Raw genomic sequence first — 24,269 nt, 5'->3', positions numbered from 1 at the left:
CACGCAGGATACAGGATTAACCCCCGCCGAGAAACAAGACCATGAAATGGTTTATATCAATTTCTGCCAGATCAGCCGCGTGGATGATGCGCCGCATGCAACAACTTGAGCCGCTCGCGCGCAACATGGGTATAAATCTGGGTGGTGGAAATATCGGCGTGTCCCAGCAACAGTTGCACAACGCGCAAATCGGCGCCGTGATTGAGCAGGTGGGTGGCGAACGCATGGCGCATCGTATGCGGCGACAGCGGCGCATGGATGTCGGCCTTGAGCGCGTATTTCTTGATCAGGACCCAGAACATCTGCCGCGTCATCGGGCCGCCGCGGGCGGTCACGAATAGCGCATCATCCATCTGCCCGTTCAAAATCGCCGGACGCCCTTCTTTCAAATAGCGCGCGACCCAGGCGCCGGCATGCTCGCCAAACGGCACCAGCCGCGTCTTGTTGCCCTTGCCGGTAACCCGCACCACGCCATCATTGAGGCTCAGTTCGACCGACTTGAGCAGCACCAGCTCGGTGACCCGCAGGCCACTGGCGTACATCAGCTCAAGCATGGTGCGGTCGCGCAACCCAAGCGGTGTATCTACCAGCGGCGCGTCGAGCAACGCCACCACATTCGCTTCCGACAGGGTCTTTGGAAAACGCGGAGGCTGTTTGGCCGACACCATGCGCAGGCAGGGATCATCGACAAGCTGGCCATTGCGCAGCGCCAGCTGATAAAACCGTTTCAGCACGGCCAGTCGACGATTCGCCGAGGTCGGCCGGGACGCATCGTGGCGCGCGGCAAAATAGCCATTGAGATCGGCGGCGGTTGCGGCCAGCAGCGCCTTGCTGCTGGTGGCAGCCAGCCACAGAGCAAACGCGGTCATGTCGCGCCGATAGGCATCGAGGGAATTTTTTGCCAGTCCGTCTTCCAGCCACAGCGTGTCGCAAAAGGCATCGATCCGTTCGGCGCTGTCGCGCGTCAGAACGGGTTTGTCAGACATCGGTGACGCCTTCATGCGCCAGCAGCCAACGCTTGACGCCGACATGGAAGCCGCTGGCCTCATCGTGATTGGAGAAGCCGCCCAAACCACCGGCCGCAGTCACCCGATGGCACGGCACCACCAGCGGAAACCAGTTCGCACCGCAGGCTTGCCCGACCGCGCGCGGGGCCGACTGGATAATGCGCGCCACCTCGCCATAGGTCAGCACGTCGCCACGCGGAATCGCGGCGATGACCGCCCAGACGCGGTTCTGGAACGGCGTGCCGACTGGCGCCAGCGGCACGTCGAAACGAAAATTGGGATCAGCCAGATAACGCGTCACCTGCATGGCGGCGCGTTCGGACATCGAATCAGCAGGAGCCTGTTCGGCGAAGCTCGGCGGCAGATAGACCAGTTCGCGCACCACGCCGGCAGCACTGCGAATGCCGACCGCACCAAATGGCGCGGCAACGATGGCGGAAAAAAAGTCGGTGGTGGATGGATGGTGCATGGCCGCAGCATAAATCAAAATGGCCAAGAAAAAAGGCGCATCAAATGATGCGCCCTAACTTGTTTTGGTATTCCCCCGCTGTTTAAACAGCATTATTGAAATACCTGTCTCCTCATAGCTTCGGTATAGATACCGTTCTTGTTCGTCAATCACCTCGTAAATTCTTCCGTCGGCTTGCCATTTCGCAAACCCAGACCCGGAGTCTTCAGTAATTCCACGTAGGCGTCAAGCCGATTTTTCCACGATATGAAAAACCATTTCAACACATTTCTTTTGGTTTACTTGAGGTGTACTGACGACCGGCCGCAATGGACCCATTTGCAGCCAAAAATTTGCGCCGGATGTGACCGGTATGATTGACTCGCCTGCGCGATCAAGACGCAGGGAGATAGGACGAGATTCCAGCGCGATCGCCGCGCCATGCGCTCGCTGTCAGGCGAGGCGTGGCGCGACGGCCCGCTAATCAGCTATGGCTCAGGCGTAAGGTCGGGTGGTGCGCGACAGCGTGGAAGCTATTGCCGAAGTGGGCCGACAGCTTGAACACGCCGACCGCCTCACTCAGTTGCGTGGCCTGTTCCTGCAGCGAACTGGCTGCAGCGGAGGCCTGTTCCGTCATGGCGGCATTGCGCTGGGTCGATTCATCCATTTCATTGACGCTGAGACTCAAGCTCTCCAGGCCCTTGCTCTGTTCCTGGCTGGATGCGCTGATTTCGCGGATCAACTGGCTGACCTGCTCCACCGACGTGACGATCTCGCCCATGGTGCGGCCGGCGTCGCCGACCAACTGGGACCCGGCGCCGACCTTGGTCACCGATTCGTCGATCAACTGCTTGATTTCCTTGGCGGCGGTGGCGCTCCGGTGAGCCAGGTTGCGCACCTCGGCGGCCACCACGGCAAAGCCACGGCCCTGTTCGCCGGCACGGGCGGCTTCCACCGCCGCGTTCAGGGCCAGGATATTCGTCTGAAAAGCGATCGAATCGATGACACCGATAATGTCGGAGATCTTGCGCGCCGATGCGCTGATATCGTCCATGGTGTTCACCACCTGGTCCACCACCCGCCCACCCTTGGCTGCCACCTCGGCGGCGACCGTCGCCAGCTGGTTGGCATGCCGGGCATTCTCGGCGTTTTGCTGCACGGTGGTGGTCAGGTTACCCATCGAACGGGCCGCATTGCCCAGATTACCGGCCTGCGCTTCGGTGCGGGACGACAAATCGGCATTGCCGGTGGCGATCTCGCCGGAGGCGACACGAATTTCCGTGGCCGACGACTGGATCCCGGACACGATGCCGTCGAGCCGGGTGCGCATTTCAGCCAGCGCTGCCAGCAGGCTGTCATCGTAACGCGCATCGACAGTAATTTCGATCGACAGGTCGCCAGCGGCCACGGTCTGCGCGATCTTGCGTGCATATTCGGGTTCACCGCCCAGTTGCTTCCAGATTGCCCGGATCACAAACCACGACACCAGGATCAGGCTCAGGATCACCACGATGGCCACGCCAATGCTGATGAACAGCACCAGGGTAACGCGCGCCACGCTGTACGCGATGCCGTTCTTGAATTGCGCATTCGCCGCGACAACCGACTGATCGAGATCTGCAGTGATGACCGCGAGCGTTTTTTGCATCGCCGTGATCAGGACCGGGACCTCGCCCTTGTCCATCTCCAGCATGACCCGTGTGGCGGCCACCGCATCGGAGTAATAGGCATTGAATTCGCTGTTGAGCCGCGCGCCGGAAGCGCCCTGGCCGTCAATGGCGCCGTACACGGCAAATTTCTTGCGTAACTTTTCGGCAGATTCATTAATCGTGTCGAGACGTTTCTTGTCGCCTTCGAGCACCGCGTTCTTGAGGTCCTCGGAGATCGCCTGCACATCGGTGCGCAACAAGGCTGACTGGCTCAGCACGGGATAATCGATCGCGCCGGTGCGTTCGATCGCCTTCAGGGCACTGGTCGAATAATAGGCGGACACCGCCAGACCCATGCCAAAGATGGCTGCCGAGATCACCGGCAGCGACCAAATTCTTTTCTTGATATTCATTCTGCGCCTTTCGCATTGCAACATGCCTGGACAGGCAAGAGGGGACGCCGGTGGCTGACCGGCGCCCCGGCCTGATTATTTCAAACTCAGCACTTGCTTGACCGAACCGTCGAGCGCGCTCTTGTCGATGTAGCCGATCAGGTTGGGGTTATTGGCCACCAAGCCCTTTACGGCGGCACTGTCACCGACCTCTTTCGGCGGCTGGCCTTTTCCACTGAAGATTTGCTTTGACCAGAACGCCTTGACCTGGACGCCGGTCTTGCCGGTCGCCTTCTGGTAAAAGTCGTCCCGCACCGGGCCCTCGGCCTAGTCCAATGGCACCGCCTGGCCGCCACCCGGCAGCACAGCCGACTTACCCAGGAAGATGTCGGACACCTGATCAGCAGTCAACGCAGTGGCGGACGACTTGGCAGATACCACCACCACGGTTTCGGCCAGGGCAAGGGTCGCACCCAGGGGCATCGCGGCCATCAGCAGGGCGCCGCAGAGTATTTTTTTATTTAGCATGATGAAATCCTGATTAAAAAACGAAATCGACTGCAGCGCTCAGCACCTTGGCTTCGCTGCCGGCCAGACCGGTCTTGGCATTGGTGAAGAAGCCGGCGCTTCCAGCATCGAGCTGCACCTGGTCGAACTGCACCTTCAGCGACATGCTCTTCATGAAGTCCCAGCGCAGGCCGGCCGACTTCGTATCCTGGGCACGCAGGGCGAGCTTGACCTGGTTGTCATCCACGCCAACGCGGGAATAGGTCACATACGGGGTGAACTTGTTCCATCGGTAACCTGCCGTCACGTACTTGGCCTGCTGCGCGCGCTGAATGGCGCCGAAGTCGGTCTTGGTCCATTCGCCCATCACAAACCAGGTGCCTGGATCGTAGGTGGCGCCGAGGTTGTAGACATTCGCCTTGGCATAAATGAAGGTGCCGGCAGCGCCGTTGAGGCGGAAGTCGATTGCCGTTACACCGGCGCGCATCATCAGTGCGCCATAGTCGATGGTGTCAGCCACGCCGATGATCTTGGTCGCACGCACGCCATTCGAGACGCCACCGGTGTAGGCGACCGAAGCCACTTCGGTCTTGCCGTACCAAACTTGCGTGGTGTTGTTGACCGCACCAAACGCACGTCGATACGAAACATCGATGCCGTCGGCGTTGGTGGTCGAACGCAGGCTGTAGGTTTCGATCGGTGGGCGAATCCATGGATTGGCGTAACCGACCAGACGGGTTTCCGAATTCATGAAAGTCGGCATCGCGGTGCGACCTACGCGAACGCTGAGTTCCGGTGTGATGGCGTACTTGATGTTGGCCCATTCCACCGACGGCAGATAATTTCTGTTGACGCGATAACGCGACACCATCTGCACCACTGCGGAAAGGTTCTCCGACAGCTTGGCATCAAGCTGAAGCGCCAATTTGCTGTCGACACCGTAGGCCGAGCTGTGGGTGTATCCCGCGCCGTTTGGCTGGAATACATCGGCGACGTAATCGCCTGTGTGCAACGAATTGTGCACGGTGCCGAGCGTGCCGAAGCCGCTAACTTTAAACATGTCGGGCAGGTCGTCGGCATGGACAGCGCCGGCAAACAGTGCCGCGGCCACCAGCAGAACGCTGCGACGATAGGCTGGCAGTGATGATTTCTTCATAAGCTTTTGCATGATTTCCCCTAGTTTTGAATGCCTGTGGAGCAGTGCTCGCTGTATTTGTGATTCCACAGTGCAACAAATTATCTCAGAAAAAAACGAAGTTAACGATTTTAATGATGAATTGTTGTTCTGATCCAATACATTTTATTTGTTGCAATCGTTATTTTCGTTGGGATAATCTTTGCTAATGACGTCGTCGCTCGCGGCGAACGCGCACCAATTCATGCAGAAAAAAAGCAATTCACCTATGACGGATGCGCGCAACAGGGCCGATGCAACGGAATGTGGAGGGAGCAAGGCAGGTGCTACGGGGTATCAGGGAGGGGTTGGACAAATTGACTAACCATTTGTCCATCAACTACGGGACGTTCCGTAGCCAGCAGCGGACGGGAACGGCAGCGGGCCAGCGCAACTGTCTGGCCCGACACAGCTGCCGGCAGCCGCTACTCGGGAAGCCCGGAAATGGCATTCAAAAAGCAACTGGCCGCACGGGGCGGCCAGCTTGCGCCTCAGGACGACAGGCGCATCGTATACCGGTCGATGACGAACAGTTGCGCCGGCCGTGTACCTTCAGCGGCCCGGCAACCACTACTTCATCGATACACCAGGTTCGGCAGCCACAACGATATCTGCGGCACGTAGGTCACCAGTGCGAGGAAAGCGAGCATCGTCAGCAGCCATGGCCAGACCGCGATGGTCAATTCGGTGATGCCCATCTTGGTAATGCCGGAAGCCACGTACAAGTTCAAGCCGACTGGCGGATGGCACATGCCGACTTCCATATTGACGACGATCAGGATGCCGAAATGGACCGGATCGATGCCCAGCTTCATCGCCACCGGGAACAGGATCGGCGCCATGATCAGCACGATCGACGAGGGCTCCATCACGTTACCGGCCAACAGCAGCAGCACATTGACCATCAGCAGGAAAGCGATCTGCCCCATGCCCATGCCGGTGATCCAGCCCGCCATCGCCTGCGGAATGTTTTCGCTGGTGATCAGGAACGAGAACAACACCGCATTGGTAATGATGTAGAGCAGCATGGCCGACATCGCTGCGGAATCAAGCAGCACCTTGGGCACCTGTTTCATGCCCATGTCCTTGTAGACGAAGACGGCCACGACGAAGGCGTACACCGCAGCCATTGCGGCGGCTTCGGTCGGCGTGAACTTGCCGCTGTAGATGCCGCCCATGACGATGACGATCAGCAGCAGGCCCCAGGCACTCTTGCGAAAGGTGACCCAACGCTCACGCCAGCTGGCTTTCGGCAGACGCGGGTAGTTGTGCTTGCGCGCCAGGAACCAGGTGGTCAGGCCAAGAAAGAAGGCCAGCATCAATCCCGGCACCACCCCGGCCATGAACAGCTTGCCGACCGAAGTATTGGTCGAGACCGAATACATCACCATCACGATCGACGGCGGAATCAGGATGCCGAGCGCGCCCGACGTGGTAATCACACCCGCGCCGAAACCCTTGGGATAACCTTGCCGGATCATGGCCGGCAGGATGATCGAGCCAATCGCCACCACGGTCGCCGGCGACGAGCCCGAGACGGCGGCAAACAGCGCACAGGCCAGCACGCCGGCCAGCGCCAGGCCGCCATGCCAGTGCCCGACCATCGACGAGGCAAAATTGATCATGCGTCGCGCCACCCCGCCGTGGGTCAGGAAATTGCCGGCCAGGATAAAGAACGGAATCGCCATGATTTCGAACTTCTCAATGCCGGTGAACAGCTTGAGTGCGACCGATTCGATCGGCACGTCGGTCATCGTGAACAGGAAGGTCAGCACCGTCAGCCCGAGCGAAATCGAGATCGGCATGCCGGTCAGCATCAGCGCGAACAGCAGCACGAAAATAATCAGCGCGTTCATATCTTTGCTCCGCTGATTTCTTCGTCGAGGCCTTCGACAAAGGCGTGGTCGTGCTTGGGCAATTCGCCGGTCTTCAGGAACGTCCAGGCCACCTGCAGGAAGCGGAACGACATCAGGTACGAGCCCAGCGGGATGGCCATGTAGACCATCCACATCGGCAGCTCAAGCACTTCGGAGGTGCTCGAATGCTGTGCGATCTGGTACACGAAACGTGCCCCCAGCGTGCCGACGATGGCCGTGAAGCTGGCCCCGGCGAGCAAACCGAACACAACAAACTTGTTGCGCCACGGCGTGTTCATCCGGTTGATCAGCACATCGACGCCGACGTGGATGCCGGTGCGCACGCCATAGGCGGCGCCAAACTTGGCCATCCAGATGAACATGTAGATGCACAGTTCCTGGGCCCAGCTGGTGTTGATGCCAATCAGCCAGTCCTGCACGCCGGGAATCGGCAGGCCGGACAGGTAGCGATGCACGACCGCGACAAAAATCACCAGCGTGGCGCCGGCCATTAATGTCGCAATCAGCCATTCTTCGAGATGGTCGAGCAGTTTCATGGTGCCTTTCGGAAGCGGCCGATTACTTGTAGCCGAGCGCGGTGGCTTCTTTGCCAACGGCAGTAATCAACTCCTTGCCGATGCGCGACTCCATGTCCTTCTGCACCGGCAACAGCACCCGGCGCCACTCTGCCTTTTCCTTGTCGCTGAGTACGTAGACATCGGTCTTGCCGGTCTTGCGCACGGCCTCGAGGGCCTTGTCGTTTTCCTGCTGGGCAATCGCATTTGCGTACTTGGTAGCATCACGCATGGCGCCTTCCAGGCCGGTGCACACGTCGGCCGGCAAACCGTCCCAGAATTTCTTGTTGACGATGACGGCATAGCCCAGATAGCCGTGATTGGAGACCGTCACGTTCGACTGCACTTCATGCATTTTCTGGGTGTACAGATTGGACGGCGGATTTTCGGTGCCATCGACCACGCCGGTCTGCAGCGCCTGATAGACCTCGGAAAACGCCAGCACCTGGGGATTGGCGCCAAGCGCGCGCATCTGCGCATCGAGCACCTTGGAGGACTGGATGCGCATCTTCAGGCCCTTGAAATCGGCCGGCGTCTTCAGCGGCCGGTTGGCCGACATCACCTTGAAACCATTGTCCCAGTAAGCCAGCCCGGTGATGCCCTTGCTCTCCAGTTTCTTGAACAGGTCCTTGCCGATCGGGCCTTCCGTGACGCGGTACAGCACATCCTTGCCGGGGAAAATGTACGGCAGGTCGAATACCTCGAATTCCTTCACGCCGAGCGGGCCAAACTTGGCCAGCGACGGCGCCAGCATCTGCACTGCGCCGAGCTGCAAGGCCTCCAGCTCTTCCTTGTCCTTGTATAGCGTGCTGTTGGGGTACAGTTCAATCCTGACGCGACCCTTGAGTGCCTTCTCGGCCAATTCCTTGAAGCGCTCTGCGGCCTTGCCCTTGGGCGTGTCAGTCGCGACCACATGGCTGAACTTGATGATGATGGGCGTTTGTGCAAAGGCCATGCTGGCGGTAAGGCAGGCACACACGGCGAGGACGAAGGCAGACAATTTCATGGCATCTCCTGATACAGGGTTCAATTCGGGAATCGACGCTTATTGTCATGAGCGCATTGATGTCAGACAAGTGTGGATAACCACAGTGGCCAGCGGCCCCATTCGCCTGCCATGCCGCTACACTGGGGACCCTCGTTCCGAATACCGCGCATGAACCACCTCACCCACCTGATGCGATCCATTGTTGCGCCGCGCCGCCAGGCCTGGCGCTGGGGCTTGCCGATCATTCTGGTGCTGCTGTCGCTGGCGATCATGGCCGGCCTGCCATGGCAGGCGCAGCGCATGGAAGCCACCGAGCGGCAGGAGCAGCTGATTGCCGACACCCTGTGGGTGGAACAAACCATTCGCTTCGAACTGGGCCGCAATGAAGAAAGCCTGAAACTGATCGCGGCCGAAATCGTTGCCGGTCAGCTGCGGCCCAACCGCTTCCTCGATCGTGCCGCCGGGCTGATGCGCAATGGCCGCGAGATCAAGCGCATGATCTGGCTTGATGCCGACGGCGACGCCATCGCGGCGACCGATGGCAGCCAGTTGTCGCTGGCCGACCTGTCGGCCGCGTCGCAGGATGCGGCACTGCGGGCCAGAAAAACCGGCACGCCGCGCTATGCGGTACCGGCGGCAGATGTGGGCGCAAAGCAGCCCATTCTGCTGGACTACCATGTCCCCCTGTTTGCCGAAGGGCGCTTCGTCGGGATGCTGCTGATGACCTATTACGTCAGCGCGATTCTGGACGAAATGGTGCCGTGGTGGTTCGCGCAGGATAACCAGATCGACCTGCTCGATGCCGATGAAAAGCTGGTCGGTCGACGCATGTCGGGCGGCCCCGGCCGCGGCGTCTACACCCACCAGCGCACCATCGATCTGCAGGGGCAGAATCTGTCGCTGCGCACCAGCAGCGTGAAAGGCGCGCCACGTCTGCTGCCGGGCCTGCTGGTCGGCTCGGTGATCGCCTTGTCGATCGGCCTGGCCTGGAGCCTGTGGGCGCTGTGGCGCGACATCAACCGTCGGCTTGCCACCGAACGTGCGCTGCGCGAGCAGGTCACGTTTCGGACCGCAATGGAGAATTCACTGGTCACCGGCATGCGCGCACGCGACCTCGACGGCCGCGTCACGTATGCCAATCCGGCGTTTTGCAAGATGGTCGGCATGCAGGCCGATCAATTGCTGGGCAAGCTGCCGCCGATGCCGTACTGGGCGCCCGAAGCCATGGAAAACTATCAGTTGCGCTTCGCCCAGGTGCTGGCCGGCACGGTCACGCCACAAGGCTTCGAGACCATCTTCCAGCGCGCCAACGGCGAGCGTTTTCCGGTGCTGATCTTTGAATCCGCGCTGCTCGACGCGACCGGAAAACAGACCGGCTGGATGGGTTCGATTCTCGACATCACCGAACGCAAGCAGGCCGAAGACCAGAACCGCCGCCAGCTCGAACAACTGCAGATCAGTGCGCGTCTGGCCAGCATGGGTGAACTGGCGTCAACGCTGGCGCATGAACTCAACCAGCCGCTGGCGGCCATTTCGAGCTACACCACTGGCGCGCTGAACCTGCTCAGCGATCCGGCCGCCGCCAATGGCGCACGCGACGCCATGCTCAAGCCGGCACTCGAAAAAGCGGCGGCCCAGGCGCAGCGCGCCGGCCAGATCATTCGCAGCGTGCATGACTTCGTCAAGCAGCGCGCGCCCGACCGCACCACCGTGTCGATGCGCACCATTCTCGACAGCGTCGAACCACTCATCGCGCTGCAGGCGCAGCCGTTTTTCGTCAAGGTGCACCTGCGCATCGCGCCGCAGTTGCCGAACGTGCTGGCCGACCGCGTGCTGATCGAACAGGTGTTGCTGAACCTGACCCGCAACGCCATCGAATCGATGCAGCAGACACCCTACGAGCGCCGCATTCTGCGCGTCGAGTCCGCCAGCGCGCTCACGCCGACCGGGCATCTGGCGGTGGTAACCTCCATCATCGACCTCGGCCACGGCATTCCCGAGGAGGTTTCCGAACAACTGTACTCGCCGTTCTTTTCGACCAAATCGCAGGGCATGGGGATGGGGCTCAACATTTGCCGCACCGTCATCGAATTCCATGGTGGTACGCTGACCCATGCCGCCAACCCGGGCGGCGGCACGATTTTTCAGTTCGCATTGCCGATCCTGGTGGCCGAGGCGGCCGTGCCCGCCGCGGTTTCGTAATCTCGTCTTTCTATTTCTGGAGCCCCATGCTGCATATCATCGACGACGAAGACGCCATTCGTGACTCGCTGCTCTGGCTGGCGCAATCGCGCGCAATTGCCGCCACCGCCTGGCCAGGCGCGGCGCCATTCCTGGCGATGGTGGATCAGATCAACTTTGACGCAGGCGGCGATTGCGTGCTGCTGGATATCCGCATGCCCGACGTCAGCGGCGGCGCCCTGTTCGACATTCTCGCCACCCGCAAGCTCACGCAACGGTTGCCGGTGATCTTCCTGACCGGCCATGGCGATGTGCCGATGGCGGTCGACAGCCTCAAGCGCGGCGCCTTCGACTTCTTCGAGAAGCCGTTCAATGACAACAAGCTGATGGACCGCGTCGAAGAGGCGCTGGCGGCGTCGCGCGCCGCCGGGGCGCAGGCGGCCGTCCAGGTCCGGCTGGCCACGCTGTCGGCGCGCGAACGCGAGGTGCTGGACCTGATACTGATTGGCAAGATGAACAAGGTCATCGCCGACCAGCTCGGCATCAGCATGCGTACCGTCGAAGTCCATCGCGCCCATATCTTTGACAAAATGCATGTCAAGACCGCCGTCGAACTGGCCGGCCTGCTGAAGTAACTTGCCGGCGGCAACGCCGCCATCCCGTTCGCCATTCGTCGTCCCTGCGCGCAATCTGTCGCACCAATCCCGCAATTCATCGCATCGGCTTTGCCCGCCATCAACGATGCCGATACAGTCCCACGGGCATGCTGGCGTTGACCAATTTTTCGGCCCATGGCTGGCTCGCGCATGCAAATCATGCGATGCTTCTGCCTGCCGGGATGCGTCGACATTCTGACCCTACACACCGATAAAAAAAATGAAAAATGACTTGCCGATGAATCAAACCCGCGCTCCGCGCGCACGTCCGCTGCGCCGGATTGTTGCCATTGCGGTGGTGCTTGCAATCGTCATTGCCGCCGGCATATTTTTTGCGCTACGCGGCGGTGCCGCGAAAGTCGAAGCCAAACCGGCGCAACCCGCAGTGGCGGCAATGGAACTGGCGCCCGGCGATCTGCTGCGGGTCCAGGCGCGCGATCTGCGCGTTCAACTGCCTGTCTCGGGTGCACTGACCGCGCTCAACCAGGCTACGGTGAAATCCAAGGTCGCGGGCGAAGTGCGCGAGACGCCGGTGCCTGAAGGCGTCAAGGTGCGCCGCGGCGACATCGTCGTCCGGCTCGATACGGCCGACCTGAAAGCCCGGCTGGCCGGCCAGCAGGCCACGCTGGAAGACGCCCGCGCCCGCCTGACGCTGGCCAACAAGAATCACGAGAACAACACTGCGCTGCTCAAGCAGAAATTCATTTCGCAAAACGCGCTCGACACGGCGCAAAGCAATGTCGAACTGGCGCAGGCTGCAGTCAAGGCCGCCGAGGCCCAGCTTGATATTGCGCGCCGCGCGCTGGACGACGCCATCGTGCGTGCGCCAATTGACGGCATCATCAGCAAGCGCTTCGTCCAGATCGGTGAAAAGGCAGCGCCCGACATGGCCCTGTTCGCCATCGTTGACCTGGCCCAGCTGATCCTCGAAGCGCAGGTGCCGGCCAGTGAAATCCCGCGAATCAGCGCCGGCCAGACCGTCAACTTCGCCGTCGATGGCTTTGGCGCACGCAACTTCAGCGGCAAGGTGGTGCGCATCAACCCGGCCGCCGAAGCCGGTTCGCGTGCCATCATCGTGTATGTCGCGGTCAGCAATCCCGACAGCGCGCTGAAGTCCGGCATGTTTGCCAAGGGCGGCATCACGCTGGAAAAATCCGCCATGGTGCCGGCCGTGCCCCTGAGCGCACTGCGCGAAAAGAATGGCGTCGTCTCGGTACTGAAGATCGACAACGGCAAGGTGGTCGAGCAGCCCGTCAGGCTGGGCCTGCGCAATGAAGACGAAGGCATGGTCGAGGTGACCTCCGGGATTGCAGTCGGCACGCTGGTGCTGGCGGTCAAGCTCGATGGCGTCAAGGCCGGCACCGCAGTGCGTTTGCCAGCGAAGGTCTGATCATGTGGATGACCAAAACCAGTATTCGCAATCCCGTCTTCGCCACCATGGTGATGATCGGGCTGATGGTGCTCGGGCTGTTCTCCTACAAGAGCCTGGGTGTCGAGAAAATGCCGGACGTGCAGTTTCCGTTCATCTTCATTCAGGTGATGTATCCGGGCGCCTCGCCGGAAGCGGTCGAGAACGATATCACCAAGCCGATCGAGAACGTCGTCAACACCGTGCGGGGCGTCAAGAAAATCGTCTCCAGCTCGTTCGAGGGACGCACCAACACCTTCGTTGAATTCGACCTGTCGGCCAACATGGATCACGCGATCCAGGAAGTGCGCGACAAGATCGCCCAGATCCGCACCACCTTTCCGAAGGACGCGAAAGAGCCGTACGTCGCGCGCGAGCAAGAAAACGCCGAGCCGGTTGCGACGCTGACGCTGACTTCCGCCAGCGGCGACATGCGCGCGTTGTCGACGCTGTCCGAGCAGGTGGTGGTCAAGCGCCTGCATAACGTGGCCGGCGTCGGCCAGGTCACCACCGGCGGCAACACCAGCCGGCAGATCCTGATCAACCTGAAGCCAGCACAACTGACCGCGCAGAACATCGGCGTCGATGAAGTGCTGCGGGCGATCCAGATTACCAACAAGGACATGCCGGCCGGGATCATCAGTCGCGGTCCGTCCGAGCAGCTGGTGCGGGTCGAAGGCAAGATCAAGGACCCGCGCGCGTTCGGCAAGATCATCGTCGCGCGCCGCGCCAACGGCCCGGTGTTTCTGGACCAGGTCGCCGAGGTGGTCGATGGCGAGCGCGAACAGTCGTCGATTTCACGCGTCAATGGCGAACGCGCCATCAACATCAACGTCACCAAGATCCAGGACGCCAACATCATCGAGACCGGCGAAGGTATCAAGAAGGCCGTCGCCGACATGGCCAGGACACTGCCGGCCGGCAGCAAGCTGGCGATCGTCAATTCGAACTCGGATGCGGTCGAACGCCAGCTCGACGGCGTCAAGGCCACCATCATCGAGGGCGCCGCGCTCACCATGCTGATCGTGTTCCTGTTCCTGCACTCCTGGCGCAGCACCATCATCACCGGACTGACGCTGCCGATCTCGGTGATGGCGACCTTCATCGCGATGCGCGCCTTCGGCTTCACCATCAACGGCCTGACCCTGATGGCGCTGTCGCTGTGCATCGGCCTGCTGATCGATGACGCCATCGTGGTGCGCGAAAACATCGTGCGTCATCTCGGCATGGGCAAGAGCCACAAGCAGGCCGCCGACGACGGCACCACCGAGATCGGCCTGGCGGTAATGGCGACCACCTTTGCCATCGTCGCCGTGTTCGTCCCGGTGGCGTTCATGAAAGGCATCATCGGTCGCTTCTTCCTGCAGTTCGGCATCACCGTCACGGTGGCGGTGCTGGTGTCGCTGTTCGTCAGCTTCACGCTCGATCCGATGCTGTCGTCGGTCTGGCGCGATCCGGTGCAGAACCGCTTTCGCTGGGTGCCGTGGCTGGGCCGGCTGATGGAGCGCATCGAGCATGGCATCGACCGGCTGCATGTGGCCTACGGCCATGCGCTCGAATGGGCCCTGCGCTGGCGCAAGCTGACACTGTCGATGGCCCTGGCGCTGTTTGTCGGCAGCGTGATGCTGGTGCCGATGATCGGCGCGGAGATGTTCCCGGAGACCGATGAAGGCTTCATTGCGCTGAAGTTCAAGACGGCGGTTGGCTCCAGCCTCGAATACACCGATGAAAAGATTCATCAGGTCGAGGCTGCGCTGAAGGAGTTTCCGGAAGTCGCCACCATCATCACCACGGTCGGCGGCCAGGATGGCGCCAATACCGCCGAGGTCAACCTGAAGCTGACCGATCGCAAGCTGACCCATCGGCGCGTCCAGAAAGAGATCGAATCGGCCATTCGCAAACGCCTCAAGCCGATTGCCGGGGTCGAACTGTCGGTCGGTTTCGACAAGGCGATCTACATCGCGATTCTCGGCCAGGACATCGAGAAGCTCGATGGCGTTGCGAAGCAGGTGATGCAGAAACTGTCGCGCATCAAGGGCGCGACCGATCTGGAAAACAGCCTGGCGGCGTCGACGCCGTCGGTGATCGTCAAGATCGACCACGAGCGCGCCAGCGATCTGGGTCTGACGCTGCAACAGATTGGCGCGGCGCTGCGGCCGTTCGTCGCCGGCGACACCACCAGTTACTGGCTGGCGCAGGATGGCCAGAACTACGAAGTCAATGTGCAGCTGCCGAAAGCCGGTCGCGAACGCATCACCGACCTCGCCGATTTGTCGGTGCTGAGCAAGAATGTCACGCCGGATGGCCGCGCCATCATGGTGCCGCTGCGACAAGTGGTGGAATTCATTCCGTCGACCAGTCCGCAGGTCATCAAGCGCCAGGCGCTGCAACGCCGCGTCGGCATCTACGGCAACATCGAAGGACGGCCGGCCGGCGATGTCAACAACGAGGTGCAGGCCATGATCAAGACCATCGAGCTGCCACCCGGCGTGCGTTTCGATGTCGGCGGCCAGGCCGAGCAGATGAAAGACATGCTCGGCGCGGCGGTGGCGGCACTGAGCATTGCGGTGATCTTCATCTATCTGGTGCTGGCCTCGCAGTTCGGCAGCTTCCTGCAACCGGTCGCGATCATGATGTCGCTGCCGCTGTCGCTGATTGGCGTGCTGCTGGCACTGCTGGTCACCGGCAGCACGCTGAACATGTTCTCGGTGATCGGCTTCATCATGCTCATGGGCCTGGTCACCAAGAACGCGATTCTGCTGGTCGACTTCACCAACCATTCGCAAGCCAATGGCCTGAACCAGCACGACGCCATCCTGGCCGCCGGGCAGGTGCGCCTGCGACCGATCCTGATGACCACGATGGCGATGATCTTCGGCATGCTGCCAATGGCGCTGGGATTGGGCGACAGCGGCGAATCGCAGGCGCCGATGGGCCGCGCGGTGATCGGCGGCGTGATTACCTCGACGCTGCTGACCCTGCTGGTGGTGCCGGTGGCGTACACCTGGCTCGACAGTTGGGGACGCCGCGCCAAGCGGTTTTTCCGTGGTGCGGATGGCATCGAGCAGCCGGTTGCGGCTGCCCTGATAACGGAACCATAAGCAACCACATCGCGGCGGGCCATGCGACGTCGGACAGCGGCGCCGCAATGCACTTTTGTGGTAGCTTTTGCCGTTGGCCTGGTCGTTCAGGGTATGCTTCGGCTGTTGCCGCCCGACCCCACCAACGTACTGACTCGCAATGACGCTTGATCCGTTTCCCCCCCGCCTGCAAACCCTCATCATGATCTGGGCTTTGAGCATGATGGTCATGCTTGAGGAGGATGTGGCAATGCTGGCTTTCATGTTGTCGTAGGCGGGGAAATCGGGGCGCTGCGCTGCTGCTTTATAGCGTGACCTCGACGACCGAATCCAGCGACTCGGGCATGCCAAGAAACCGCCGCCATGCCTCCAGTACGATTTTCCATTGCCGCAGTTCGAAATGGCCTTCGGGTTGGTCGCACCAGTCTTCGAAGGGCAGAATGTCTACCTGTACACCGGAAGGCCGGAATGTCAATGCAACATCGTTACCGCCAGTTTCGATTTCGGTTTTGGTGCCGTTTTCGATGTCTTCGATGTTCTTGAGGAGGCGATCGCAGCCTATTTGCCGTTGCGCAACCGCGCCCAAAACTTCGCAAATATAGCTTTGGTAACGTTCTGCATCCTCCCCTTCCACGACTTCTTGCTTCCAATGAAATACCCGCCCAATTACTGGATGAATATAGCCGGTATCGTGATGAGAAAATCTAAGTTTCATTTCGCCCAATCTGAAAGCGAAAGCCACAGGACGGCATGGGCAAGCATGTCGCGAGCAAATGAATGAATCTGCTTGGGCCGCATGATGATGGGTGGCGATGTATTCAGGCTTGGAGCGTGACAGGATTATTCAGCCAATCTATTCAGGCGGGTCTGTTCCCCGCAAGGTCTTCTCGAAGGCCATCGGTATCTGGCACGAACTCCAATAAGTCGATCAAGGGCAATCGCTCACTGCTACGCCGCATGATGTTTAACCGAATGATCGGCACGGCTGCTAAGTCCATTGCCGAAGGAAAAGCCGCGCTGCGCGTAACGCTCATTCTCCGCGTTCATGCCTTCGATGACTGGCCGGTCGAACAGTCCGGCAGTGAGCTTGTTGCCGACCGGGCTGTTCCATCCATCGAGCCAGATCGATTCCAGCAAACCCGCCTTGGCATGCACCGAGCCGCGATAGCGGTAGCGCAAGGTTTGGCCATCCGGCAGTGTCTTCGCGATCAACTGGCCGAGGCTGTTGTACTGGTAGGTCAGCGTCAGGCGCTTGCCGTCGATGTCCTGCGTGTGGCCGGTCAGGCGTCCCGCGGCGTCATAATCGAAGCGCTCCTCACCGGCGAGATAACGGACACGCACCGGCTTGTTCGCCGCTCCCCAGACAATGCATGCATCCTCGTCGAGCGTGTTGCGCGCATCGAATGCCTGCACGGTGATGACGCGGCCGGCGGCGTCGCGGGTGTAGTGGGCGCGGCTGCCGTCCTGATTGATCTTTGCCATGATCTGGCCGGCAGCGTTGTAGCGATACGCGGTTTTGCCGGTGGTCGGACTTTGGGTTTGCACCAGTTGGCCGAAATCATCCGTCAGATACCGTGTCACGGCACCGTGCGCGTTGACTGCGGCGCTGGTCGAATCCTGTGCCGGTCGATCCGGATCTGCATCGACGGAGGTCAGCGCCGCCTGCACCGCGGCATACGCGGAGCCGGCCGTGTCCGGCCGCGCGAGGTTGATCGAATCGGACGTTTGCGCGGCCTCGATCAAGCGCCGCACATCGGCCAGCACCACGTCACGCCCGCCACCGGATCCCGTCTGGTCCGGATGCGGGTAGGCGGCTCCTTGTTGCGACACGCTGCCATCCGGGTTGAGCAACCTGGAGCGCATCAGTTGACCTTCGGTGTCGTGTTCAAGCGCGATGCGGTTGCTTTGCTGGTCGGCGATCCAGCCGATCCGTCCGGACGGCGTGTAACCGAACCACAGGTGCTGGCCGGTTGGGTCGACGACTTCGTTGGTGCGGCCGGCCGCATCATGGCGATACACCGTTTGCGCACCAGCCCGACGCATTTGCACCAAAGCGCCCTGCCCGTCATAGCCAAGTTCGGTGACGATGCCCTCCGGACTGGTGCTCTTGATCAGCCGCGAACTGGCATTGATGTCGTTTTTGTCGTACTCGAAACTGGCCACGCGGTTCATCGGGTAGGTAATGCGCTGGATGAAGTTGCCACCTTCGTCCCACTGATAGCGCGTGATGTCTGAATCCGCCGGGCTGTTGCTCGGGCCGTTCGCCAGCGGACCGTCAATTTGCGTGAGTACGCTCTTGCGGTGCAGTTCGGCGTAACGATAGGTGGTGGTGCGCTCGATGCGCGTCGGCGGGCCATCGGTTGCCGGCGCCCAGCCGGATTCGGTCACGGTCAGCGGCTGATTGGCTTCGTTGTAGGTGATGCGGGTGATGGCTTCCTTGCCGGGGATCACGCTGGGGCGCGCGATCAGGGTTGGCGAGCCGGTGTAACCGGGGCCGTACTCGTAGCGGCGCTGGATCAGCAACGGGCCGGGATGGCCGTTGCTGTAGGCGATGGTGCCGACGGTGAGCGGTCGGCCTACGTAATCTCGTGTGGTGCGGGTGCTTTGGATTGGGGTGCCGTTGGCATCGAGGCGCGTGACGTCGATTGTGCGCCCGAGCTTGTCGTAGCCGTAGCGCACATTGGCGGAATCGCACAGGCGACAGCCGGGGCCGCGCGCTTCCACGATCCGGTATTCGCCGCCGATGTCGCCGTGGCGGTAGACCGTGGTTTGACCGAGGCTGTTGGCCAATATCGTGGTGCCGCGTTCGGGGTAACTGAGCGTGACACGCTCGACGTTGTTGGCGTGGGTGCTGAGGATGGCGCGGCCGTCTTCCTGATAGCCGAAGGTCGATAGGCGGTAGGTCTTGCCGGCGTCGGTGCTGCTGATGCCGGTCATCAGCATGGGGTGTTGCGGGTCTTCGTAGTGGTACAGCCGGGCGTTGGTCGAATTCGGCGGACTGACCTTGACGAGGTTGGCGAGCACCAACTCCGGCGCCAGCGTCGCGCCCTTGGGCAAGCTGCTGCCGTATTCGTAGTTAAACCGTCCGACCGGGCTGATGATGCTTTGCACGCCGGAGAAACGGGTGCGTTGCCTGGCGGTCTGGCGATCCAGCGTTTGCAGGGACAAACGCCGTCGTTGCGGGTCGGTCACCTGCACCAGCAGGCCGTCGCTGTCGTACTGCAGGTTGACCGACTCGCCGGTCAGGGCACGAATCTGGGTCAGCTTCCGGGCCGCGTTGAAGCGCCAGGTCTGGCCGTCGCCACGGGTCCACACATAGATGTCGCCCTTGGCCGTTTCCTGCACGGCGACGCTGCCGTTGGCCGGGTCGGGTGTGCTGCACAGCGAGCGGTTCAGCGGGTCGCGGTTGAAGATGAGGCGGTGGCCGTCGGCCTCCAGGATCTCGATGGTGTCGCCGACGACGTACAGGTCGACTTCATACGACAGCCGCCAGCCGCGTCCGAGCAGGCCATTGGGCACGCCGGGCTGCGCAAAAATGCTGTTGTAGTGACGAACGATTTCCAGACCCAGCACGCCGGGCAAGGCGGGCATGTCGACTTCGCGCTGGTACTTGTTGCCGGTGATGAGGTTGATGGGGTTGCCGGCGCCGGAGCAGCTGCCCTCGGTGTTGCCGGCGCCATTGCTCTTGCAGACGTTGCCGCCGGTGCCCTGGCCGGGGGCGACGACGCCATCGGCGGCATTGGCCGGGCCGGTCAGTGCGAGGGTGAAAAGGAAAAAAACGAACGTGCGGAGGATGGCGCGGACGGACATCGGAACGGGCAGCGAGTGGACGGAACACTGATTTTGTGACAGCCGGTTACGCGGCGCAAACCGGTTGGTGGCGCGCGCGGGCAGGTGTCGGTGAGGCGGGATTTATTGCGGGAAGTTGTTGCGTGGAGCTTACGTTTCGGTAATCAACCGTCTGTATTCCATGGTCCGTCATCGGGGTCAGAGTAATTTTCGCGATGCCCCGTTGCGAAAAAAAACTCTGACCCCGATAACTCGGTTCGCCTGAACTTTGGGATCAGCAAAAGCTCCGTGCAAAGCTAATTACGGTGCGCCGCATCGCGCACCGGCGCGGCCTCCGCCAGCGGCGCGACCAACGCCGCGCCCTGATTCCGCACATTGCCGACCGCCTTGCTGACCGCATGCCAGGCAAACGTCTCGGGACCGAGCGCCTGTTCGCGCGCCAGCATCTCGGCGGCCTCCGCCGGTAAGTCGGGGTCCAGCCATAACGCGGCATCTGCGGCGGAAAACACCACCGGCCGGCGATCATGCACATCCACCATGCCGCCCAGTGCATCGGCCGTGACGATCGTGAATCCGGCGCTGGCCTTGTTGTCGCCGGCAGGTGCGAAGCTGGCCAGCGCCGCCATGAAGAGTGGTGCGTGGTCGCTGCGATGAATGTGCCAGGGCTGCTTCACGCCCTTGTCGCCGGTCCATTCGTACCAGCCGTCAGCCGGCACGATCGCGCGCCCGGACTTGAGCAAGGGATGCCAGTACTTGCCGCCGATTTTTTCCAGGCGCGCGTTGATCGCTACCGGAATCTTGCCGCTGGCCCACGCGGCCTGGTAGCCCCAGTGCAGGTCATCGACCTGATAGTGATCGTCGACGCGGTGCAGCAGCGGCCGAAAGGTGCCGGGTGCCACATTGAATTTGGGCTCGGCCGCGCTGGCATTGACCAGTCCCGGCCAGGCGCGTTGCTGCAGGTAATGCTCGATGGGCTGGCTTTGGTCGATGCGTCCGCACATGGTGGCTCCGGTAGTTGCGCGCTGATTGCCGCCTCATTGTGCGCGCGCCGCGAAATGCAGGGATCGCACCCCGTCAATGATAATGGCCGCCGTGACCGCCACGCCTGCCGCCGCCGAGATAGAGCGGGTTGGGCGAGACATAGGCAATCACCGAATGGTCGAGCATGCCGGGCGGTGCGACGCGGGCCAGATCAAAGCTCGACACCTCCTCCGACCCGCTGAAATTCCAGGCAAAGGATTTGTCGGCAGCGACGAACCGGACCGTCTCGCCGCCAATGACGTTGACGTGTTTTGTCGCCGGTGTGAGAAGGATGACCTTGCTGGCGGCGGTCTCGGGTGCAGGATCACCGAGCAATGACAACGGCTGTTCACGGCCCGTCGTGGCGCAGCCGGCGCAGGCAATGGCAAACAGCAAACTGGTGACAATCATGGTTTTCATGGCAATCGCTCCTCCCGGGTATTGATCGACGCGCAACAACAATCCTGACGTCGTGATCAACGCCATGTTGACTCAATGGTGATGGCCGCCCCAACCGCGCCGCCCCCAGAATCCGAATCCAATGGTCACGGGCGGTTCGATATAGACCGGGGCCGGTTGCACGTAGACCGGATGCGGTCCGTAATAACCGCCACCACCGTAGCCGTAAGCGGGCGGTGGTGGGCCATACACGGCGCATCCGCCGAGTAGTGTTGCAGCGACGCCGGCGACCAGCAGAGAGGACAGTTTCATGAGGGACTCCCTTGAGTTTCCTCACTATAGAAAATGGACCCATTTGAGGGGTCCATTCTTACCGTTTATTACAGCGTGGGCCGAGACTGGGTTGCGCTGGAGAGTCGCACCAGCCTTTTGCGCTGCACGGGTTGCCCGCCACCGGTACCGGGTAGGTTTTCAGGTACTATCGAATTGCTGAAAAGCACAAACATCCAAACACCAAAAGATAATGACATGCTGACTGATTTCCGTATTTCCAAACCACGATTGGCCCGGATCACGCTGCTGGGCGCTGCAACTTTACTGTCGCTATCGGCCATGGCGGCAACCGATCCGGATGCAAAGGCTGCAGTCAGCCCAATGGACACGGACAACATTATCAGCGAAGTAAGCGCGCTGGATCGCACCCGGCCTTTCCCGATCGCCGACAAGCACGCTTACTTCACAAACATCAAGAACGGCGACAAGGTCAAGTCGCCATTTCGGGTTTCGTTTGCAGTGTCCGGGATGGGCATCTCCCCCGTCAGTGCCGGCAAGATCGAGGGCACCGGCCATCACCATATCCTGATCGACAAACCCCTGCCGGTCGATATCAAGGCGCCGATTCCGTTCGACAAAGCGGACGCCACGGTCGAGCAGCATTACAAGCATTTTGGCAAGGGCGAAACCGAAACCGTGCTCGGCCTCCCGCCGGGTACGCATACCCTGCAATTGCTGTTCGCCGATGACAAGCACGTTCCGTATTACATCAAGAGCAAGGTGATTTCGATTGAGGTGATCAAATAGCGGCAACAGGGACATTGCAGTTTTTTCGGACAGATCCTCGCCTAGTCCGCTTGAAAAATTGCGATGTCTACGGGTGTCGTCGGTCCTTTGGAATTTCCCGGATTAACTTACCGTCCCGTATGACAACAAATTCAGTTTGTGTTTGAGCGGCAATGCGACGCGCCCGCTGTGCCGCACGCACCATCTCAGCGGTGACGTTGCGCATTTCCTCATCGCGAGACTCGCTATACCCGGCCGGCAATACGGGCCATTCCGCAACTACGTCGCCAGTTCGCGCAACACCTGCGCCTTGCTTTTGCTCACCGGCAGTTCAGCGCCATTGCGCAGCACCGCAGTGAGCCGGCCATCGAGTTCGCGCCGGAAGCGCGTCACATGGTCCAGGTTGACGATGTGGGTGCGGTGGATGCGGGCAAACTGCTGGGGATCGAGGCGCGCTTCCAGCCGGTTCAGTGCCAGATGCAGCAGGTGCTCGCCACCGGACGTGTGCGCCGTGACGTAGTCGCCAACCGCTTCGAACCGATGCACCTCGTCGACCGAAAGCGGCAGGATGCTGCGCCCGCTGCGCACGAACAGACGCCGCATCGGGGCATTGGCCAGCATTTCTCCATAGCGGTCAAGCGCGGGCGGTAGCGGCTCGCCAAGCGACGCCCGGATTCTGGCGAAGGCCGCCGCCAGTCGTGTCGCACCGAAGGGTTTCAGGAGATAGTCGAGGGCGCCCAGTTCGAAAGCGGTCGCAGCGTGTTCTGCGTGCGCGGTGCAAAACACGATGCGTGGGACGGGGGGCGGGAGCTGATGCAGCAGGTCGATGCCGGAACAACCGGGCATCTGAATGTCGAGCAGCACCACGTCCGGCTGCAGATCGCGGACGGCGACGATGACTGCCGGTCCGTCGGCCGCCTCGCCGACGCACTCGATCCAGTCGATCTCTTGCAGCAGATGGCGTAGCCCGGCGCGCGCCAAAGGCTCGTCGTCGGCGACCAGCACACGTACCAGTGCAGGTTCAGTCGTCATCGCTGCTCCCCGCGACGAGCGGCAGACACAGCGTTGCCGTGAAGCCGTGCGGTGACGCATCGACGTCAAGCCCGGCGCTGCTTCCGTACAGGCAGGCCAGCCGCTCACGCAAGCGGCGCAAGCCCGTGCCACTACTAGCCCGGACGGTGGCGGGTTCGGCGCCGACGCCATCGTCGCTGACCACCAGTTTCAGGTTCTGGTGACTGGCACTGGCCGTGATGCGCAGTTGCGTGTTGCCCAGCTTGGGCGCTGCGCCATGACGCACGGCATTTTCCACCAGGGTTTGCAGCGCGAACGACGGCAGACGCAACGCCAGCGTCGACTCCGGCAGGGTCGCCGCAATCTGCAGGCGTTCGCCGAAGCGCAGCTGTTCGATCGCCAGATAGCGTTGCACAAAGCGCCATTCGGCGGCCAGCGAGACCTGATCACTCCGTTCATCCAGCGCTGCCCGCAGCAGGTCGGCAAGCGCCTCCGCAGCCAGCGCGGCCCTGACCGGGTCCAGCGGTATCAATTGCACGACGGTGTGCAATGCATTGAACAGGAAGTGCGGGTGCAATTGCGCATGCAGCGCAGCCAGTTGCGCGCGTGCCGCCGCGGCCTGAATGAGAGCGCCGCGCCGTGCCGCCTGCTGCGCGTAGGCAACCGCCGCGATGGTCAGGTACAACCAGACGCCGGTGAGCGCAAACCGGCCGAGGCCAGGACCGGTCACGTAGGCCAGGCGCCATCGCAGCACGCTTTCAATCAGGCTGTAGGCAGCGACCCAGAATCCGGCATAGAGCGCCGCGGCCAGAACGTGCCACATCAGGAAGGACGGGCGGAACGGGGCCGGCCAGGGATGGCGCCGGGCGATCGCCTGCACGCCCATGCCGAGTATGGCGGCGCTGCCGATCATGCGCAGTGCCATCCAGGCGCTTGCCGCCAGGGGCATGGCGTGCACACTCGTGATCATGAGCGTGAACAGGATCCACATCGGCAGCCAGCCGATGACGAGCAGCAACCAGAATTGCAGCCATAACCCGCTGCGGGGAGGAATTGCCCGGTCGAGCATG

Annotated in this window: 21 protein-coding genes; 5 read left to right on the top strand and 16 right to left on the bottom strand. The window is 61.4% G+C overall.

Features of this window, described 5'->3' with window-relative positions; all coding sequences use genetic code 11:
- Positions 1-71: 71 nt before the first annotated feature.
- From xerD to RCH09_RS14725, 9 genes are all read right to left on the bottom strand, one after another.
- Positions 72-986 carry a site-specific tyrosine recombinase XerD gene (xerD, locus tag RCH09_RS14765; protein WP_326941883.1) on the bottom strand — a complete coding sequence of 305 codons (915 nt, stop codon included), beginning with the start codon at positions 984-986 and terminating at the stop codon, positions 72-74.
- The gene (locus tag RCH09_RS14760) at positions 979-1,476 is read right to left on the bottom strand and encodes a methylated-DNA--[protein]-cysteine S-methyltransferase (protein ID WP_326941882.1); all 498 of its coding nucleotides are present in this window, start codon (positions 1,474-1,476) and stop codon (positions 979-981) included. The genes xerD and RCH09_RS14760 overlap by 8 nt, the downstream gene beginning before the upstream one ends.
- Before the next feature lie 463 nt (positions 1,477-1,939).
- Positions 1,940-3,517 carry a methyl-accepting chemotaxis protein gene (locus RCH09_RS14755; protein WP_326941881.1) on the bottom strand — a complete coding sequence of 526 codons (1,578 nt, stop codon included), beginning with the start codon at positions 3,515-3,517 and terminating at the stop codon, positions 1,940-1,942.
- A 75-nt stretch (positions 3,518-3,592) separates the two neighbouring features.
- Positions 3,593-3,811, bottom strand: coding sequence for a hypothetical protein (locus RCH09_RS14750; protein ID WP_326941880.1), 219 nt, complete (start codon positions 3,809-3,811; stop codon positions 3,593-3,595).
- Between the two features lie 12 nt (positions 3,812-3,823).
- Positions 3,824-4,024, bottom strand: coding sequence for a hypothetical protein (locus RCH09_RS14745; protein WP_326941879.1), 201 nt, complete (start codon positions 4,022-4,024; stop codon positions 3,824-3,826).
- A gap of 13 nt (positions 4,025-4,037) precedes the next feature.
- Positions 4,038-5,171 carry a hypothetical protein gene (locus RCH09_RS14740; protein WP_326941878.1) on the bottom strand — a complete coding sequence of 378 codons (1,134 nt, stop codon included), beginning with the start codon at positions 5,169-5,171 and terminating at the stop codon, positions 4,038-4,040.
- A 581-nt stretch (positions 5,172-5,752) separates the two neighbouring features.
- A complete protein-coding gene (locus RCH09_RS14735; RefSeq protein WP_326941877.1) occupies positions 5,753-7,033 on the bottom strand; it encodes a TRAP transporter large permease in 1,281 nt (426 codons plus the stop codon).
- Complete coding sequence (locus RCH09_RS14730) at positions 7,030-7,590, bottom strand: TRAP transporter small permease (protein ID WP_326941876.1); 561 nt, start codon at positions 7,588-7,590, stop codon at positions 7,030-7,032. Before RCH09_RS14730 ends, RCH09_RS14735 begins: the two co-directional genes overlap by 4 nt.
- Before the next feature lie 22 nt (positions 7,591-7,612).
- On the bottom strand, positions 7,613-8,614 hold the full coding sequence (locus tag RCH09_RS14725) for a TRAP transporter substrate-binding protein (protein ID WP_326941875.1): 1,002 nt from the start codon (positions 8,612-8,614) through the stop codon (positions 7,613-7,615).
- A 150-nt stretch (positions 8,615-8,764) separates the two neighbouring features.
- On the opposite strand from RCH09_RS14725, the gene RCH09_RS14720 reads away from it, so the two are divergent.
- The 4 genes from RCH09_RS14720 to RCH09_RS14705 all read left to right on the top strand — a co-directional run bounded on the left by RCH09_RS14720 (position 8,765) and on the right by RCH09_RS14705 (position 15,942).
- A complete protein-coding gene (locus RCH09_RS14720) occupies positions 8,765-10,798 on the top strand; it encodes a sensor histidine kinase (protein WP_326941874.1) in 2,034 nt (677 codons plus the stop codon).
- A gap of 26 nt (positions 10,799-10,824) precedes the next feature.
- Positions 10,825-11,412, top strand: coding sequence for a response regulator transcription factor (locus RCH09_RS14715; protein ID WP_326941873.1), 588 nt, complete (start codon positions 10,825-10,827; stop codon positions 11,410-11,412).
- 259 nt (positions 11,413-11,671) lie between these two features.
- Positions 11,672-12,823, top strand: coding sequence for an efflux RND transporter periplasmic adaptor subunit (locus RCH09_RS14710; protein WP_326941872.1), 1,152 nt, complete (start codon positions 11,672-11,674; stop codon positions 12,821-12,823).
- Positions 12,824-12,825: 2 nt separating this feature from the next.
- A complete protein-coding gene (locus RCH09_RS14705) occupies positions 12,826-15,942 on the top strand; it encodes an efflux RND transporter permease subunit (RefSeq protein WP_326941871.1) in 3,117 nt (1,038 codons plus the stop codon).
- A gap of 283 nt (positions 15,943-16,225) precedes the next feature.
- Here the strand turns inward: RCH09_RS14705 and RCH09_RS14700 are convergent, their stop codons facing one another.
- The 5 genes from RCH09_RS14700 to RCH09_RS14680 form a co-directional block, all read right to left on the bottom strand.
- Positions 16,226-16,636, bottom strand: coding sequence for a hypothetical protein (locus RCH09_RS14700; RefSeq protein WP_326941870.1), 411 nt, complete (start codon positions 16,634-16,636; stop codon positions 16,226-16,228).
- A 233-nt stretch (positions 16,637-16,869) separates the two neighbouring features.
- Positions 16,870-19,731: a DUF6531 domain-containing protein gene (locus RCH09_RS14695; RefSeq protein ID WP_326941869.1), complete on the bottom strand. Its 2,862-nt coding sequence runs from the start codon at positions 19,729-19,731 to the stop codon at positions 16,870-16,872.
- Between the two features lie 275 nt (positions 19,732-20,006).
- Positions 20,007-20,711 carry an SOS response-associated peptidase family protein gene (locus RCH09_RS14690; RefSeq protein ID WP_326941868.1) on the bottom strand — a complete coding sequence of 235 codons (705 nt, stop codon included), beginning with the start codon at positions 20,709-20,711 and terminating at the stop codon, positions 20,007-20,009.
- A gap of 73 nt (positions 20,712-20,784) precedes the next feature.
- Complete coding sequence (locus tag RCH09_RS14685; RefSeq protein WP_326941867.1) at positions 20,785-21,216, bottom strand: CzcE family metal-binding protein; 432 nt, start codon at positions 21,214-21,216, stop codon at positions 20,785-20,787.
- Positions 21,217-21,222: 6 nt separating this feature from the next.
- Complete coding sequence (locus RCH09_RS14680; RefSeq protein WP_326941866.1) at positions 21,223-21,441, bottom strand: hypothetical protein; 219 nt, start codon at positions 21,439-21,441, stop codon at positions 21,223-21,225.
- A gap of 33 nt (positions 21,442-21,474) precedes the next feature.
- Here RCH09_RS14680 and RCH09_RS14675 point away from each other — a divergent pair, with 33 nt between their 5' ends.
- Complete coding sequence (locus RCH09_RS14675) at positions 21,475-22,209, top strand: DUF4399 domain-containing protein (protein WP_326941865.1); 735 nt, start codon at positions 21,475-21,477, stop codon at positions 22,207-22,209.
- A 258-nt stretch (positions 22,210-22,467) separates the two neighbouring features.
- Here the strand turns inward: RCH09_RS14675 and RCH09_RS14670 are convergent, their stop codons facing one another.
- Both RCH09_RS14670 and RCH09_RS14665 read right to left on the bottom strand, forming a co-directional pair.
- Positions 22,468-23,220, bottom strand: a complete 753-nt coding sequence (locus tag RCH09_RS14670; RefSeq protein ID WP_326941864.1) for a LytR/AlgR family response regulator transcription factor — start codon at positions 23,218-23,220, stop codon at positions 22,468-22,470.
- A complete protein-coding gene (locus RCH09_RS14665) occupies positions 23,210-24,268 on the bottom strand; it encodes a sensor histidine kinase (RefSeq protein WP_326941863.1) in 1,059 nt (352 codons plus the stop codon). The genes RCH09_RS14670 and RCH09_RS14665 overlap by 11 nt, the downstream gene beginning before the upstream one ends.
- Position 24,269: the final 1 nt, after the last annotated feature.

This window comes from Actimicrobium sp. GrIS 1.19 (assembly GCF_035984655.1).
In the GTDB taxonomy this organism is placed as follows: Bacteria; Pseudomonadota; Gammaproteobacteria; order Burkholderiales; family Burkholderiaceae_D; genus Actimicrobium.
The sequence above is the reverse complement of the archived record's forward strand: the minus strand, read 5'-3'. Positions and strand labels throughout refer to the sequence as shown.

Excerpts from the sequence above, each read along its gene's own strand:
- RCH09_RS14710 (WP_326941872.1), top strand. The coding sequence starts at position 11,672 with ATGAATCAAACCCGCGCTCCGCGCGCACGTCCGCTGCGCCGGATTGTT.
- RCH09_RS14735 (WP_326941877.1), bottom strand. The coding sequence starts at position 7,033 with ATGAACGCGCTGATTATTTTCGTGCTGCTGTTCGCGCTGATGCTGACC.
- RCH09_RS14690 (WP_326941868.1), bottom strand. The coding sequence starts at position 20,711 with ATGTGCGGACGCATCGACCAAAGCCAGCCCATCGAGCATTACCTGCAG.
- RCH09_RS14745 (WP_326941879.1), bottom strand. The coding sequence starts at position 4,024 with ATGCTAAATAAAAAAATACTCTGCGGCGCCCTGCTGATGGCCGCGATG.
- RCH09_RS14725 (WP_326941875.1), bottom strand. The coding sequence starts at position 8,614 with ATGAAATTGTCTGCCTTCGTCCTCGCCGTGTGTGCCTGCCTTACCGCC.
- RCH09_RS14695 (WP_326941869.1), bottom strand. The coding sequence starts at position 19,731 with ATGTCCGTCCGCGCCATCCTCCGCACGTTCGTTTTTTTCCTTTTCACC.
- RCH09_RS14670 (WP_326941864.1), bottom strand. The coding sequence starts at position 23,220 with ATGACGACTGAACCTGCACTGGTACGTGTGCTGGTCGCCGACGACGAG.
- RCH09_RS14665 (WP_326941863.1), bottom strand. The coding sequence starts at position 24,268 with ATGCTCGACCGGGCAATTCCTCCCCGCAGCGGGTTATGGCTGCAATTC.
- RCH09_RS14740 (WP_326941878.1), bottom strand. The coding sequence starts at position 5,171 with ATGCAAAAGCTTATGAAGAAATCATCACTGCCAGCCTATCGTCGCAGC.
- xerD (WP_326941883.1), bottom strand. The coding sequence starts at position 986 with ATGTCTGACAAACCCGTTCTGACGCGCGACAGCGCCGAACGGATCGAT.
- RCH09_RS14720 (WP_326941874.1), top strand. The coding sequence starts at position 8,765 with ATGAACCACCTCACCCACCTGATGCGATCCATTGTTGCGCCGCGCCGC.
- RCH09_RS14760 (WP_326941882.1), bottom strand. The coding sequence starts at position 1,476 with ATGCACCATCCATCCACCACCGACTTTTTTTCCGCCATCGTTGCCGCG.
- RCH09_RS14675 (WP_326941865.1), top strand. The coding sequence starts at position 21,475 with ATGGACCCATTTGAGGGGTCCATTCTTACCGTTTATTACAGCGTGGGC.
- RCH09_RS14715 (WP_326941873.1), top strand. The coding sequence starts at position 10,825 with ATGCTGCATATCATCGACGACGAAGACGCCATTCGTGACTCGCTGCTC.
- RCH09_RS14755 (WP_326941881.1), bottom strand. The coding sequence starts at position 3,517 with ATGAATATCAAGAAAAGAATTTGGTCGCTGCCGGTGATCTCGGCAGCC.
- RCH09_RS14680 (WP_326941866.1), bottom strand. The coding sequence starts at position 21,441 with ATGAAACTGTCCTCTCTGCTGGTCGCCGGCGTCGCTGCAACACTACTC.
- RCH09_RS14730 (WP_326941876.1), bottom strand. The coding sequence starts at position 7,590 with ATGAAACTGCTCGACCATCTCGAAGAATGGCTGATTGCGACATTAATG.
- RCH09_RS14705 (WP_326941871.1), top strand. The coding sequence starts at position 12,826 with ATGTGGATGACCAAAACCAGTATTCGCAATCCCGTCTTCGCCACCATG.
- RCH09_RS14685 (WP_326941867.1), bottom strand. The coding sequence starts at position 21,216 with ATGGCGTTGATCACGACGTCAGGATTGTTGTTGCGCGTCGATCAATAC.
- RCH09_RS14700 (WP_326941870.1), bottom strand. The coding sequence starts at position 16,636 with ATGAAACTTAGATTTTCTCATCACGATACCGGCTATATTCATCCAGTA.